Raw genomic sequence first — 15,040 nt, forward strand, 5'->3', positions numbered from 1 at the left:
GGCTCTAGTAAATGTTCAAAAAATCAAAACAATCTAGGTAGATAGTTTTTATTTAGGCTCACGCTGAGCACGACGCTCGCGGGCCAATTCACGCAGCTGCTCCATTCTCTCCCGAATGTTCTGCTGGTTCTCATCTCTTTGAGCAGTTCTTCTGGAGGAGCTGGAACTTGACGTTCTCTGTCTGGAACTGCTGACGCCTCTCAATGGTACGTTTGGCCTTCCGTCCACTTCTGGGTATGTCAGTTTTTCCATCCTGCCATTACGACGAAGAACCACATGGTCAACCTCAACAGAATAAAGTTCGGCGCCACCTGGAAGCCGATCACCGACATACAAACGCTTGGAGGGTTTACCTTTCTCCGACACCAGAGCACTGGCTTTGGTTTTATTGGAGCTGTCAAAAACACCGGATAAAACAATATTCAGCTGGGTCAGAGGAATATTTTCGAGGTCGACTTCAGGGACTTCTGTAGCCTTTTTAGGTTCAGCACGTCCAAAGAACGGCGTGCTGGGAAGACTGGCAGCGCTGGGGGGAGGAGCACCTCTCGGGCTTTTGCGCTCCGCGAGCAGGGATTCCTGAGGATCGCTTGGGACCAATAGGGAGCCATAGGCAAACAAATTGCCAGACAACCACAACAGGCCAATAGCTGACGCCGCCATAGTGCCACGGGAGAGACCTTTGCTCGACTCGCCCTGGGCAAACTTATTGCCAATTGAGCCAACGGCTCGCGCTAGAGGGGACATGAACATACCCACATACAAGTTCAACTTTCTGAGGTTATTGGTTTTTGACGCCTATTTTCTTGCCTCAGCCCGGGAAAGGCAACGCTCTTTCAAGTTAAACGCCGCAAACCCTCATTTCGTCCCTTAAATTGCACACTAGTTCCGCAGGTTGTCACCAAAAAACGAAAAAAGGCGGCATGACGCCGCCTTTTTCAATGCCCGCTAGTATAGCAATCGGGCATTACAGCTTTGTTTCAAGCTCTGGTACAGCTTCAAACAGGTCAGCTACCAGACCGTAGTCAGCAACAGAGAAGATCGGTGCTTCTTCGTCTTTATTGATGGCTACGATAACTTTGGAGTCTTTCATACCTGCCAAATGCTGGATTGCGCCAGAGATACCAACGGCAATATACAGGTCAGGAGCAACGATCTTACCGGTTTGGCCAACCTGCATATCGTTAGGTACGAAGCCTGCATCCACAGCAGCACGGGAGGCACCAACTGCAGCGCCCAATTTGTCGGCCAGCTTGTACAGCATTTCGAAGTTTTCGCCATTCTGCATGCCGCGGCCACCAGAAATGACTACGCTCGCAGCGGTCAGCTCAGGACGATCGGATACAGCCAGCTCTTCGCCGACAAAAGAGGAAACACCAGCGTCATCCGCGATATCTACAGACTCAACCGCTGCACTTCCACCTTCAGCCGCCACAGCGTCAAAGGCAGTGGTACGTACAGAGATTACCTTGATGGCATCGGAGCTCTGTACAGTGGCAATGACGTTACCCGCATAAATCGGGCGCTTGAAAGTATCTGCACTTTCAACAGCGACGATGTCGGAAATCGGCTGAACATCCAGCAGCGCAGCAGCGCGTGGCAGCATGTTCTTACCGGTAGTAGTGGCTGGAGCCAGGATATGACCGTAGTCTTTACCCAAGTCCGCTACCAGCTTGGCAACGTTCTCAGCCAACTGGTGCTCGTAAGCGGCATTATCTGCCAGCAGCACCTTGGAAACGCCCTCAGCTTTAGCAGCAGCTTCCGCTGCAGGGCCGCAGCCAGATCCGGCAACTAATACAGCAACATCACCACCAATAGCCTTGGCAGCAGCGATGGTGTTGAGCGTAGCGCCCTTCAGTTCGGCGTTGTCGTGTTCAGCAATAACCAGAATGCTCATCAGATTACCTTCGCCTCGTTTTTCAGTTTCTCTACCAGTTCAGCAACGTCAGCAACCTTAATGCCTGCTTGACGCTCAGCCGGCGGCTCAACTTTCAGGGTTTTGGTGCGGGGAGTAATATCAACGCCCAGCTCATCCGGGGTCGTGGTATCGAGAGGCTTACGCTTTGCCTTCATGATGTTAGGCAGGGAGGCGTAACGCGGCTCATTCAGGCGCAGGTCAGTAGTAACAATGGCAGGCAGTTTCAGTTCAACAGTCTGCAGGCCGCCGTCAATTTCACGAGTTACCTTAACAGCGTCGCCTTCTACGGCAACTTCAGAGGCGAAGGTACCCTGCCCCATGCCAGTCAAAGCACCCAGCATCTGGCCGGTCTGGTTGTTATCGCCATCGATGGACTGCTTGCCCAGAATTACCATTTGAGGCTCTTCTTTCTCAACAATCGCTTTCAGGCATTTGGCTACTGCCAGAGGCTGCAGCTCAGCATCGGTCTCAACCAGGATACCGCGGTCGGCACCCAGGGCCAGTGCAGTGCGGATTTGCTCTTGGCATTGCTTGGAGCCCATGGAAACGGCGACTATCTCGCTGACAACGCCTTTTTCCTTCAAGCGCACCGCCTCTTCTACTGCGATTTCGCAGAAGGGGTTGATAGACATTTTGACGTTGGCTGTATCAACGTCAGAGCCGTCCGCCTTGGGGCGAACCTTGACGTTGTAGTCAACAACGCGTTTCACAGCTACAAGAACTTTCATGGAAATCCCGTCTCAAATATGCTTTTTAACAGCCGCGACTGATAATTCACGTCGCGAACGGATACGGTGTTCTGGTCAAACAAGTGTTTGAACGGCGTGTATGGTGGCGGTTCTATAGCGCAAAATCAATAGTCAAATGGAAGTCCCTCCTGCCATTCACAAAATCTATTTCCGGGAATAAGAACCGCCTATCCACCCCCAGTAAGCCGTTGAAATACAGCGCATTTGCCATAGCAAATGAATAGTCATGCAATTGGTAGGGTTGATTAAACGCCTATATAATCCGCCAGCAATATAAATGATAAGGCCGGATTGGCCGCAAAAAAGTTGAATACAACTGCTGAGGAGAGTGCCGTGGAACGCGAATCAATGGAATACGATGTAGTGATCGTGGGTGCCGGCCCCGCTGGATTGGCCGCGGCCTGTCGTATTCGTCAGCTCAATGAAGACGTCTCTGTATGTGTCGTGGAGAAAGGCTCAGAAGTAGGAGCTCACATCCTATCCGGTGCTGTATTTGAGCCCACCGCCCTGAATGAACTCTTCCCCGACTGGAAAGAACGTGGAGCCCCCCTCAATACTGAGGTAAAAGGCGACGACATCTACGTCCTGCGCAGCGAAGAGAACTCTATAAAAGTCCCCAACATGTTTGTGCCCAGCACCATGCACAACGAGGGCAACTACATTATCAGTCTCGGCAACCTGTGCCGTTGGCTGGCAGAACAAGCCGAAAGCCTGGGAGTGGAAATCTTCCCTGGCTTCGCCGCTGCCGAAATTTTGTACAACGAAGATGGCTCTGTAAAAGGTATCGCTACTGGCGATATGGGCATCGGCATGAACGGAGAGCAGAAAGACTCTTACATGCCAGGCATGGAGCTGCATGCCAAATACACTCTCTTCGCTGAAGGTTGTCGCGGTCACCTGGGCAAGCAGCTGATCGAACGCTTTAAGCTAGACGAAGATGCCGACCCACAACACTACGGCATCGGTATTAAAGAGATTTGGAAAGTCCCTGTGGACAAACACCAGCAAGGCCTGGTTGTTCACACTGCTGGCTGGCCGCTGGAACAAAGCTCCACCCACGGTGGCGGCTTCCTTTACCACCTCGAAGACAACCAGGTTGTTGTCGGCTTGATTACTGACCTCGCCTATAGCAACCCCCATGTGAGTCCATTTGACGAATTCCAGCGCTATAAACACCATCCGGTAATCAAGCAGTACCTGGAAGGTGGCGAGCGCGTCGCCTACGGTGCCCGCGCCATAGTAAAAGGTGGCCTTCAATCTCAACCGAAAATCACCTTCCCTGGCGGCCTGTTGATCGGTGATAACGCCGGCACCCTGAACTTTGCCAAGATCAAGGGCAATCACACCGCGATGAAATCCGGCATGATCGCGGCTGAGTCTGTAGTTGAAGCCCTCGCCGCTGAGCGCAATAGCGAAGAGCTGACCGACTACACCACCAAGTATCGCGATAGCTGGGCCTGGAAAGAGCTGCACATGCAGCGCAACTTCGGCCCGGCCCAGCACAAATGGGGCAACATTCTGGGATCTGCCTATGCATTTGTGGATATCAATATCTTTAAAGGCAAGCTTCCCTGGACCCTGCGCGACACCAAGGCTGATCACGCCCAACTCAAGCCTGCTGCTGACTGCGCTAAGATTGACTATCCGAAGCCCGACGGCGTACTCAGTTTTGACAAGCTATCTTCCGTGTTTATTTCCAATACTAACCACGAAGAAGACCAGCCTTGCCACCTGACCCTGAAGGACCCAGAAGTTCCGCTGAGTCACAACCTGCCGATTTACGATGAACCCGCGCAGCGCTACTGCCCTGCCGGTGTTTATGAGGTTATTGAAGACACCAACGGTAAGCGCTTCCAGATCAACGCTCAAAACTGCGTACACTGTAAGACCTGTGACATTAAGGACCCAACCCAAAATATTGTCTGGGTAACCCCTGAAGGTGCCGGCGGCCCCAATTATCCAAATATGTAATTGGGTCTACTCATAAAAAAATGGCGCCGATGGCGCCATTTTTTTATGTGAGAAAGTTAATCTCGCAATATCCCTAAAGAGAGTAAAGTAGGTACCGTATAACCCCAGGCAGTATTTGAACAACCACTCACCCAAACGGCCACTCTTTTGTCAGCAACTAGTGCAGTCATAGCAACACTTAACTTTTGATCTGCATCAACCGCATCAGCCTGTATTACTATTCTATCAGACCTTTCGCAACCATCTGGATTGAGAAAGTCATCTGAATACGCCTCAAAAGCGATCTGATCATCACCCACTAAACGGACCGACTCTAACTTTCTTGTCCCACCATCACCAATGGCCCAAGCATTTGAAACAGCACTCAACAACAAAAAGAAGCCTATAGCTACCCGCTTAGCTCTATCAATATTTTTAAAATCCATGAATAAACCCTCTCCCTAAAACCTATAGTGTATTTAAAAAAACGCCAAGCAGTAGAAGTGTACCGCCTGATACTCAGGATTAGCAAAGAGCGGCTATATACTATGAAGTGAATCAACTGCTCTTCATTGAGATGCCCCTGGTAGCGATATTATATCCATATCAAAAGCCATGCGAAGATAGCAATTTACGATGGGCCACCTCATCGCTTTAACATGTCACATAGAAACCTAGACGTTAGACAGCAGCAAATCTGCTCAAGAATACTAAAATGGGTAGACACACCAATGCGCGCCTACCCTCACTGATCTTTAGAACTTATACTGCGCGCTCAATGCGAAAGTCTGCCCAACCTCCTCTTCAAAAACGGTGACACCCTGTCTCTCAATTTCAATGACTTCACCCAATAGGTTCTGCACTTTCGCCTTCACCGTCACCTCATCAGTTGGATACCAGAAGTAAGTCAAATCCAGAGAGTGGAATGGCTGCTCAAATGAATCGGGATGAGGATCTCGCCCCGCTTTGTAAAGGCGCTCACCAAATACGTTGTAAACCAAGCTGGCGGAATGGTTCCCGTCCGGGCTATCAAAGCCGAGCAGCATATTAACCACATAATCAGATGCCCCTGTCATTTCGCGGACTGCATTAGTCGGTGCATCAGCCTCATCACCGGCAACAATTTCCGAGTCTTGAAGCGTAATATTGCCCTGCAGGAAGAAGCTATCCATTGGGTCAGAGATAAAGCCAAGGCTTTTCATACCCTCTATTTCTATACCGGTAATCTCACCAGACTCAGCATTTATAATCTCTCGCGCAACATTGTCATCACTTGAGGCAGCTTCAAAAAACTCAATAGGATTAACAATATCCTTATAGAAAGCCGAAATAGTCAGGCTATCCCCGCTATCAAAAAACCACTCTGCACGAATATCGTAGTTGTCGATCTCCGACGGCCGAACACTCGAATTCCCCCTGATCTGATCATCAGTGTGCGGATCTATATAAATAGCGTCGGTAATTTCACGTAAGTCGGGCCGAACAGCGGTCTTGGATGCACCGAACCTCAACTGGAATGTCTCCGCCCAAAATGACCCCATATAGGTCAAGGATAATGAAGGATAAATATCATCATCCGTATATACCGCTTCAGCCAACTCCTCGGGGTCATTCGTAATCTGTGGTTCACTTTGTGAGAAACTATAGGGGTTCCACTCTAAAGCAGCTTGACTATAGTCCTCCCATCGGGCCCCAGCTGAAATACGCCAGGTTTCCTCAAGGGTCCAATCGAATTTACCGTAGATCGCATCTGTCGAAGTAGCGGCCAAATAACTTTGCTTGTTACTGCCAGACTTGGCAAAAACAAAGTTATTTTCATCGTTAGTGATATTGGTATCGCTAAACACATCACTCAAAGGGTCATCAAGTATTGAGGGGTCAGCCACACTGAAGATATCCAATCCAAATTCAGTTTGCTTATAGGAGCGCCCCTTCTCAATTCGAGCAAACCCACCACTCAACTCCAACGAAGACGAGGAAAACTCAACGGGCAATGTTGCGGACCAACCGTAGTTTCGGACCTCATCCTCCAGCTCGGTAAATCGAAAACTCGCACTCCGCGAAGCAATATCCACCGTTGAGTTAATAACCTCTCCGGTTTCAGGGTCAGTTTCGGTGTTAGCAATCACCTCAACCTGATTGGGGATATCTGTCATCGCCGTTGAATCGGAGTAGAACCAGTCAACCACCAAATCCTCAGGCACCCAACTTAGGGAGCTGACGGACAGCAGGCCTTTTGTTTCTGGACCAAGAGAGTGACTTCCCTTTATTTGATGAAGCACCAGCTCCCGCTCTTCATACTTCAGGTCATAATTTCTCGATCCAGCGCCATCAGACAATAGACGATTTGAGTCAAAGTAATCCCTGATTGAAGTCTCATCGTCCGTATTCCTCAAATACAAACTGATACTCTCAACCGAATGCTCGTCCGCAAAACGTATACCTAGGTTTAAATTTCCACTGATATCTACGGAGTAAGTAGACTCGGTTCGACGGTCAACCTGCTCCTGTGGGTTACCGTAGTCACGAATAGTGCGCTCACTCTCCCTCCACTTACTCTTGTAGGAGGCTCCAGCCAGGAAACCGAACTCCCAATCGTCCCCGTAGTAGAAGCGATTCCCTACACTAGCCTTGTAGTCTTGGTCAGGATCGCTAGATTCCTCTTTAATAGAAATATCACGATTCAAGCTTAGGGCGAGTTCCCTATTTAGCGCTTGAGCCGCCTTTTCCGCCTCCTGGTTACTTGAATACTCATTCCCCTCAGCAATCAAGGTATCACGGATATCCGCAACTGAAATATTACCCTTGAAGCGTTGCAGTGCCGCAGATATCTCACCCGGCATCGCCCTGGTACCATCATCAGCACCCCAAATATCATCATCTCCACCGCTGTAGCTGAGCACATCACCATTGACTTCACTATTGGTGCCCGTACCAACTTCAATAGCGTAAGTCAGATCATCAGGTATCCCTTTGGTGCGGATATCGACATTACCACCTCCAAACGAGGCAGACTTATCAACTGAGTAGCTCTTCTGTACCGCTAGCGATTCCACGATAGAGGTCGGGAATAGATCTAGTGGGATGACATTTCTGGTCAGATCCGGGGATGGCACCGTCGAACCATTGAGAGTTGTACTTGAATATCGCTCACCCAAGCCCCTTACGTAAACGAACTTGTCACTTACCAGGGATAATCCGGATACTCGTCGCAGCGCTGCGGCTACGGTAGAGTCCCCCACCCTGCTGATCATCTCAGCCCCGAGGATATCCGTAACTACCTCCTCCTCCAGGCGCTCGCTGATTAGGACTTCAGCAGAGTCCTTCAGCCGCCCCTGGACTACAACCTCTTCAATCCCAGGAGTGGCACTATCAACCAGTTCAGCATCCTGTGCATACACTCCAGCTGCAAATGTGGAGCCCGCAGCTACCGCCAAAACAAGCGGCGCCCTTTGAAATCTTTCGCACTTAACCATCTCTCAGGCCTCTTTTCATTCCTAAGAATCACGGTCTTAAATCAAATAAGGCGCCGACTCCATCAGCGAAGGCGGCGCCTTAATTGATTGGGATTAGCATCCCCAACCGCTACCTCGATCTATTACTCAAACCAGAGAGGTTGAGCGCGATCACCCTGGTGAAGACCGTAAGTCCAACCCTGAGTCCAATCGGTACCATCCTGCTCAAGCGCACCCAAATAGGCACGACCCAGTTCGGCAGAAACCGTAGGTGCAACGCCATCGATCACTTGAGCAGATGCATCAACTGTGAACATTGCAGGGGAACCGCCGAGCAAAACAAAGTCAGTATCGGCATTAGAGGTTGGATTAACTTCACCGGAGATAGTGGCAAATTGGTTACCGCTATCCACAGCCCAAGTCTCAACATTGAAGCTGTCTTCATCGGTTTTAGTGCGATCTTCACAGGCGAAAATGTTGGAAGTCAGAGCCACCTCAGTCCCAGCAGATGCTTCGCCGCGAGTTTGAGAGCTCTCAATACGCAGGCAGTAGTTATCGCCGGCCACGCCAGTCTCATCAGCAAAGAAGGAGGCCACAACTATAGAATTAGTGATCATTGGATAAATACCCTCACGCAGGCGCCAGCCTGCACCGGGGTCATGAGTACCCTCTTCTTGAGCGGAAACAATACAGGTCAGCCCGTCAATTACTGGTCGACTGTTGAGACCCTGGCTGATCAAGGTGGAATAATCAGCTCCATCACTATATGAACCGATGCCATCGGCCTCTATACAGTGATTGCCGTCAGTCTCACTTTGAATCACCAAAGCATTGGTAATACTTCCACGATAACCTTCATCAATATCAATGGAGTCATCGCGAACGTAGAGTGCAACATAATTTTCGACATCTACAGCGCCACCGAAGAACTCGATACCGTCATCGTAAGTTGAGTATGTTTGAAGGTTACGGATCGTTGTGCCATTACCTACAGCATCAAAAGCAATTCCGTTCAACTCATCACCACTAGCAACTTCTGCGCCAGTGTGTTTGACAACAACGTACAAAAGCTCTCCCGAGTTATCGGCATTGTTGTCACCGCCGTAGTAGGAAGTATTGTCATCAGTGGATCCTTCAGCAGCTACGTGACACTCGCCATCAAGAGTCAGATCACCACCACCAATAGAACCTGTATATTGGCATTTGTTCGTTACACCAAAGCCATTAATAACCATTCCACCCCACTGTGAAACATCCTCCGGACCTACAGTGCCAAGAACATCAGTTTCTGACGTAAAAGTGATGGGAGATGTTTCTGTACCGCGAGCAAAGACTTGCGATCCACGGTTTACAACCATAAATGCTGAATTATCTTTAAAAGCGATAGTGGCGCCCGCCTCAATTTCCAGTTTTACGCCGTCACCACCCTCAGAAATACCGGCTGCTGCTAGGTCAGAATCGCTGGAGTAACTTTCTCCAACAAACAAACTGCCGCTAAAGACATGAGCTCCATTGCTATCCAGCGCAGTGAGATATAAATCTTCAGTTAATGGGTTTGCAGCAGAAACAAAATCAGTTGTGTAATAGCAGTTACCACCGCTAAATTCACCTTGTACACTTGAACTTTCTATAGTGGCACATGGATTTTCATCAGTGGAACCTCCGCCAGGATTTGTCACTGAATTATCTACCGAGTTGTCCACCGAGTTATCTACTGTTTCCGGCTCGATACTCACACCGCCACCGTCACAACCCGCTAATAGCGCAGCAATCGCAGCTGCCAGTAAGAGCTTATTCTGTACTCGCTTCATGTTTCCCCCTATAGGAATTTCAATCCAAAACTTTAATTGCTTCAACTCCGCCATTTTTAAAAAAAATAAATGACAACAACCAAGCAAATAAAAACTATATTTTTTGTTTCGCCGTAGCGATTTGGACGGAGGGAAGTTTAGAAATGCACTGTTGCGGATTTGTTACTTATTTAGATATTTCCGTAAATTATCGAATTAATATTCTATTCCTTTCAGAACAAATACACTTATATTTCCATAAGATTTCAAACACTATTTTTTTAATAGAAATGAAATACAGCAACACCACAAATAAATAGTACGGACATGTATATTCCCGGGCTATTTTCCGGATTCAAGCAAGCACCGGCACAATCAAGTATAAATTCCACAGCGGTAATCAAAATACAGGAGCGATAGTGGCATCCACTAAACAGTTTGACACCAAAGATATAAATAAGGAAAGTTCGTCGAGAGAGTAAAGTCAGGAGCTATAGGGTCAAGCAAGTACTTTCTAAACTCGAACAGTGAGGAGCAAGGCTATGAATTAAAGCCCCAGCTACAAATCAGCGCTGAGGCGCGAGGAATCCGCCAGCAGGAACCGGGAGCTATCTAATTGCAAGAACCCAGCAGGAAATCTTTTCCGTCACTTTGCACAAAAAGCTTATCGGTATCGCGATCCCCTTCAAGCGCCCAGTCTACCAACTGGTAAAAAACATCACGGGAAACGCGAGCCTGTAACCCTCCTCGAATCTCCAGGTAAGGGATTGGCTGCGGCGGAGCACCAAAGTCTCTCAGTTGCCACTGCCCCTCTTCCGACAGCTCAACAACGTCGCCCACATTTGTGGTGAAAAGTAGCTGCTGATGAGTACTTCCGGGGTTGCGGGCCACCTGAGTGATTACAAATGGAACATCCTCCACTGTGATTCGCAGCTTTTCGACAGGGGTGACAAGGAAGTATTCATCCCCCTCACGCTTCAAAATGCTGGCAAACAGTTTCACAAGAGGATGACGACGAATCTCTGTTCCCTCGTGGATCCAACGGCCATCAGATTTGATGACCATATCCATATCCCCACAAAGCTCTGGGTTCCACCTTTCTACAGGTGGATGCCCATGAAATTCAGCCTGTAATTTTTGCAGCTGCTGGAACAGGGGCTCAGCCAAGGGCGGACCCCGCAGAATCGCTGTGATGGCTTGTCTGGCTTCCCTCTGGCGTTTTGCGAGAGGACATATCACCGATATGCACACCCACATCCATAATAAACTCCATCAAACCTTCCCTGTCCTCTATGACATTGGCAAAAGACTTGGAGTGATAAAGCTCTACCGCCCCTTGCACAAGCGCCCAGTATGTTGAGTAATAGAAGTATGCAGGAACGTTCTTCAGCATGCCCTGCTCCATACGGCGCTCAAAGACCCGATTGAGAGAGGTGGCATTGGAATTACGAATATTGTGGAGCTCCGCAATCATTTCTGGAGCCAGGTTCAACGCGATAATCTTCTCCTCCAGGCGCTGGAAGAGTCTATCTTTGCCAGGATCGGCCATACGAGATTCAAAATAGGCGCGGGCTGGAGCGGTGATATCACCTTGCTCGGCCAGGGCTACAGCGGTCTTGAGACGTTCAGCGAGTGATTTTTCATAATCCATCAGCAAACGCATGTAGATTTCTGTCTTGGAAATGAAGTGCTTGTAAATCGTGCCCTTACCGATATCCACACGCTCGGCAATCTGTTCGACCGTGACTTTCTCTTCACCGTGCTCCAACAGAAGCTCCAGAGCCGCATCCAGGATACGCTGCTCCCGCGCGCGGAACCGCTGAACCTTCTCTTTTGCCTTATCCATACTTCCGACCTTCTTTGCCCGTAAAAATGGGGACTGAAATTGACTATTCATTCATGAATGATAGGCAATTCAAGTCGGTTGGAAAAGTAAATCGGGGAATTAGACTGCCTAATATTAAAAATATTAGGCCATTTTGCTCAAAATTTACTCAAAATGAGCCAATTTTAAGCTGAGAGCAGACCTTTTATTTTAGCATGTGGTGACGTTTGGCGAGCCCAAGCATTGCACATAACACATAAAATTCGACGATTGAGTGATTGCGGGGTAGTCCATTACCCCAATACTTCCGAATGAAATCAAGAACCACACCAGAACACAAGAAGCCACTATTAAACGGACTTCAGCTTTAGCTCCAACAGAGGCGCGACTACATCGTTGTCCTGCGTGCGTATCCAGAGCATTTCCTCCTCTGAGTAAAGCTCTGCAACAATCGCATTAGCTAATTCACAATCATGAGAAATCAAATGCTGCGCCAACCACTCTGCAGCAAAGGTACGTTTTTTACCGAGCGTACCTTGTGAACGCTTGTACAGGTTTTTTACTGCCTTGCGCGCATATTCTACTGAGGCGATTCCCGGAGTCGCTTCAACCATCTTGCGATGCAACTTTTTGCTTTTCTGTTCGATGATATAAGGAAGCACTTGGCCAGAAACATAGTCGTGGGCGACCGATCCTTTACAAGGACAGCTATACGACTTCCTGTTTTCGTTGATTTTTTTCAGAGCATTGAGGTGATTATTGGTCTTGTATGCGGATCGGGCCGCCAAACCAGCGTAACCAATGGACAATGCTGTTCCAGCAACAACCAAACCAATACCCGTCGCAGAAGTCGCGGCCGCTGCACCGGTAGCCAGGCCGGTTAGTGTGGCACCTGTAGCCGTCTGTGCACCCCACACCCCATAATAAGCAGCGGAGCCAACCCCTCCAGCCACAGCCTTTGCGGTACGGTGCCGACTGACAACCTTGCCGAAATTCAGTGGTGGACGTATATCAATATTGTTGTGTGGCACCTGTGGTATCTCCTACTTCTCTTATTCAATCTTTGTTGGATAGCTGCAAACAAATTAGTCCAACTGTCCCAACAACTATTGGCGCTTTATACCACAAAAATAAGTAAGAATTCGACAAGTCGCAATAGTCAATAGCACAGGGTTTCAATTTGACTGAGAAAACCGGTAGCTTCTGTAAGTCAAAGAGCTATATAGCTAGAAGAGGTGGCACCTGTGACCAAAATGGGCCTAACGTTCAAAATATGAATGGGGTTAAAGGGATTTGCTGTTATTATCCTTTTGATTAAGAGCGCAAAGCTCCCCATCTGCAAACTCTGTTAAGTGGAATAGGTAACGGGCAAAATCCCTTATGTTGGAAAAATTAGGTAAGTTATTGGATGTTGAAGAGCTGGATCGAAATCTCTTCCGCAGTCGTCATCACGTTGAAAATTATCGTAAAGTGCTTTTTGGCGGGCAAGTTCTGGGCCAAGCACTGATGGCAGCAACTCGTACCGTTGAGCATCGCCTACCCCACTCCCTGCACGCCTACTTCCTCCGCCCAGGCTCTAGTGAGCTGCCGGTGATCTACGAAGTAGACCCAATCCGCGATGGCGGTAGCTTTACCACTCGTCGCGTAGTCGCCAAGCAGCGCGGGCGCGCGATCTTCAATATGTCCGCCTCCTTCCAAATTCGGGAACCCGGATTTGACCACCAGGCCGACCTGCCTTGTGTCGAGATTCCCTCTCCTGAGAGCCTGAAAAACACCCAGGAGCTGGCCCTGGAAGCTGGATTGGTTAGCCCGCAGTACGATCAGCGGCGCTATATGATCGATTTTCGTCCGGTAGACCCGCAAAGCTACTTTGGCGCTGAAACCCGCGAAGCCAAATGCATGTTCTGGCTGCGGGCAGAGGGCGAGATGTCGGACGACCCGATGGAGCACCGAGCAGCACTTTGCTATGCATCCGATATGGGACTCCTGGGTACCTCCCTACAGCCGCACGACATATCCTTATTCGACCCCCAATTGATGCCCGCGAGCGTTGACCACGCGATGTGGTTCCACCGCGATTTCCGCCTGGATCAATGGCTTCTCTATGTAACGGATAGCCCTTCGGCAACCGGTGCCAGAGGCTTTACCCGCGGCCAGATTTTCACCCGCGACGGAACGCTGGTAGCGTCTACCTGCCAAGAGGGACTGATTCGACAAATAAAAAATTAAATCAGTGGTTTACAGCAGAAAAATTGCTGCTATAGTGCCGCCCCTTCGCAAATGATGCGAAACAAAAAACGGTGAGTAGCGCAGCCTGGTAGCGCACTTCGTTCGGGACGAAGGGGTCGGAGGTTCGAATCCTCTCTCACCGACCATACAAAAAGAAAAAGCCCGCTTTTAGCGGGCTTTTTTGTGTTTATGATTTCATTCCTGGCAGAGCTTTTACTCTAAAGGATTACATGAGTAATTACACAGCTGCCTTGAGGGTGTAGTCTCTTGGTTGTTTATCGGTATCTTGGTTGTTTATCGGTATAAATAGTTAAGCCAGCCATACTCAAAGCCTCGTCGGTATTTCTGAAACCCATTCTTTATTTGTCCCCATCGCATCTGACTTTTGTAGTTTGCTTCCGCATTAGCCCCTGATTTGACGAAGTTGAATAGCAAGTGGTCTAAGGTGGGGCCCCAACAAGGTACAAGTAGGAGTTGCTTGCACTTTTTCCAGGTGCGATGTGCTGAGGGAAAGTAAGGGGCAATCTGAACGGCTTATCGTCAGCTCAAGCTAAAGAGTTCAGGCACAAAAAAGCCCGCTAAAAGCGGGCTTTGAAAATCTGGTCGGTGAGAGAGGATTCGAACCTCCGACCCCTTCGTCCCGAACGAAGTGCGCTACCAGGCTGCGCTACTCACCGAGGCCGCGAATACTACTCATCCATTTTTCAAAGATCAAGTAATTTTTGGCGCGAATGTCATCATAGGTCATTTTGCCGACACAACTGGTCTTTGAGTTGTCCTCAAAGGCAGTCTAATCCGCATTATAGCTGGACCTCCCCGGCTCCAAGCGCCTCTTTCTGCACTGGAGATCCAAGCTTTACGGTTGCTAGTAATTGCCCCAATCTCCGACACATCCGTTTAGTCTGCCAACTAACAACCAATCCCTTGTTCTCCCTGGGGTCGAACACTTTCCACCAATCTATCCACTCTCTGAAGCCCTCTTCACGTATACGGCAAACTGTGGTCGCCAAAAAAATACCGATATTAGTTCTATCCACTTTCTTGTATTTACATATCTTCAACGACTATCAAGTACTTTTAGTTTTGAGAGCACACGTATAAACAAATGCAATGCTCTCCACAGAGGA

General features: G+C 49.0%; 11 protein-coding genes and 2 tRNA genes. 3 read left to right on the forward strand and 10 right to left on the reverse strand.

Annotation, left to right across the window (positions count from 1 at the left end):
• Positions 1–48: 48 nt before the first annotated feature.
• From ACJJIQ_RS08640 to ACJJIQ_RS08650, 3 genes are all read right to left on the reverse strand, one after another.
• Positions 49–744, reverse strand: coding sequence for a type II secretion system protein N (locus ACJJIQ_RS08640; RefSeq protein WP_413665692.1), 696 nt, complete (start codon positions 742–744; stop codon positions 49–51).
• A 220-nt stretch (positions 745–964) separates the two neighbouring features.
• Positions 965–1,894, reverse strand: a complete 930-nt coding sequence (locus ACJJIQ_RS08645) for an electron transfer flavoprotein subunit alpha/FixB family protein (protein ID WP_445364346.1) — start codon at positions 1,892–1,894, stop codon at positions 965–967.
• Positions 1,894–2,643, reverse strand: coding sequence for an electron transfer flavoprotein subunit beta/FixA family protein (locus ACJJIQ_RS08650; protein WP_282932702.1), 750 nt, complete (start codon positions 2,641–2,643; stop codon positions 1,894–1,896). The genes ACJJIQ_RS08645 and ACJJIQ_RS08650 overlap by 1 nt, the downstream gene beginning before the upstream one ends.
• Positions 2,644–2,997: 354 nt before the next feature.
• Here ACJJIQ_RS08650 and ACJJIQ_RS08655 point away from each other — a divergent pair, with 354 nt between their 5' ends.
• Positions 2,998–4,635, forward strand: a complete 1,638-nt coding sequence (locus tag ACJJIQ_RS08655; RefSeq protein ID WP_445364347.1) for an electron transfer flavoprotein-ubiquinone oxidoreductase — start codon at positions 2,998–3,000, stop codon at positions 4,633–4,635.
• Between the two features lie 56 nt (positions 4,636–4,691).
• On the opposite strand, the gene ACJJIQ_RS08660 is transcribed toward ACJJIQ_RS08655, so the two are convergent.
• The 6 genes from ACJJIQ_RS08660 to ACJJIQ_RS08685 form a co-directional block, all read right to left on the reverse strand.
• Positions 4,692–5,060 (reverse strand): hypothetical protein, encoded by a 369-nt coding sequence (locus tag ACJJIQ_RS08660; protein ID WP_444897200.1) that lies wholly within the window; start codon positions 5,058–5,060, stop codon positions 4,692–4,694.
• Between the two features lie 309 nt (positions 5,061–5,369).
• The gene (locus tag ACJJIQ_RS08665) at positions 5,370–8,090 is read right to left on the reverse strand and encodes a TonB-dependent receptor domain-containing protein (protein ID WP_445358418.1); all 2,721 of its coding nucleotides are present in this window, start codon (positions 8,088–8,090) and stop codon (positions 5,370–5,372) included.
• A 122-nt stretch (positions 8,091–8,212) separates the two neighbouring features.
• Positions 8,213–9,880 carry a beta-helix domain-containing protein gene (locus ACJJIQ_RS08670; protein ID WP_444897198.1) on the reverse strand — a complete coding sequence of 556 codons (1,668 nt, stop codon included), beginning with the start codon at positions 9,878–9,880 and terminating at the stop codon, positions 8,213–8,215.
• Between the two features lie 591 nt (positions 9,881–10,471).
• On the reverse strand, positions 10,472–11,026 hold the full coding sequence (locus ACJJIQ_RS08675) for a DUF1285 domain-containing protein (protein ID WP_444905349.1): 555 nt from the start codon (positions 11,024–11,026) through the stop codon (positions 10,472–10,474).
• On the reverse strand, positions 11,019–11,705 hold the full coding sequence (locus ACJJIQ_RS08680; protein WP_282932697.1) for a TetR/AcrR family transcriptional regulator: 687 nt from the start codon (positions 11,703–11,705) through the stop codon (positions 11,019–11,021). Before ACJJIQ_RS08680 ends, ACJJIQ_RS08675 begins: the two co-directional genes overlap by 8 nt.
• A 329-nt stretch (positions 11,706–12,034) precedes the next feature.
• Positions 12,035–12,715 (reverse strand): hypothetical protein, encoded by a 681-nt coding sequence (locus ACJJIQ_RS08685; RefSeq protein ID WP_445364348.1) that lies wholly within the window; start codon positions 12,713–12,715, stop codon positions 12,035–12,037.
• Between the two features lie 349 nt (positions 12,716–13,064).
• On the opposite strand from ACJJIQ_RS08685, the gene ACJJIQ_RS08690 reads away from it, so the two are divergent.
• Complete coding sequence (locus ACJJIQ_RS08690) at positions 13,065–13,913, forward strand: acyl-CoA thioesterase (protein ID WP_282932695.1); 849 nt, start codon at positions 13,065–13,067, stop codon at positions 13,911–13,913.
• A gap of 69 nt (positions 13,914–13,982) precedes the next feature.
• Positions 13,983–14,059 (forward strand) — tRNA-Pro (locus ACJJIQ_RS08695).
• A 454-nt stretch (positions 14,060–14,513) separates the two neighbouring features.
• On the opposite strand, the gene ACJJIQ_RS08700 is transcribed toward ACJJIQ_RS08695, so the two are convergent.
• Positions 14,514–14,590 (reverse strand) — tRNA-Pro (locus ACJJIQ_RS08700).
• Positions 14,591–15,040: the final 450 nt, after the last annotated feature.

The sequence above is a fragment of the Microbulbifer maximicatervae (SeqCode) genome (genome assembly GCF_052468295.1).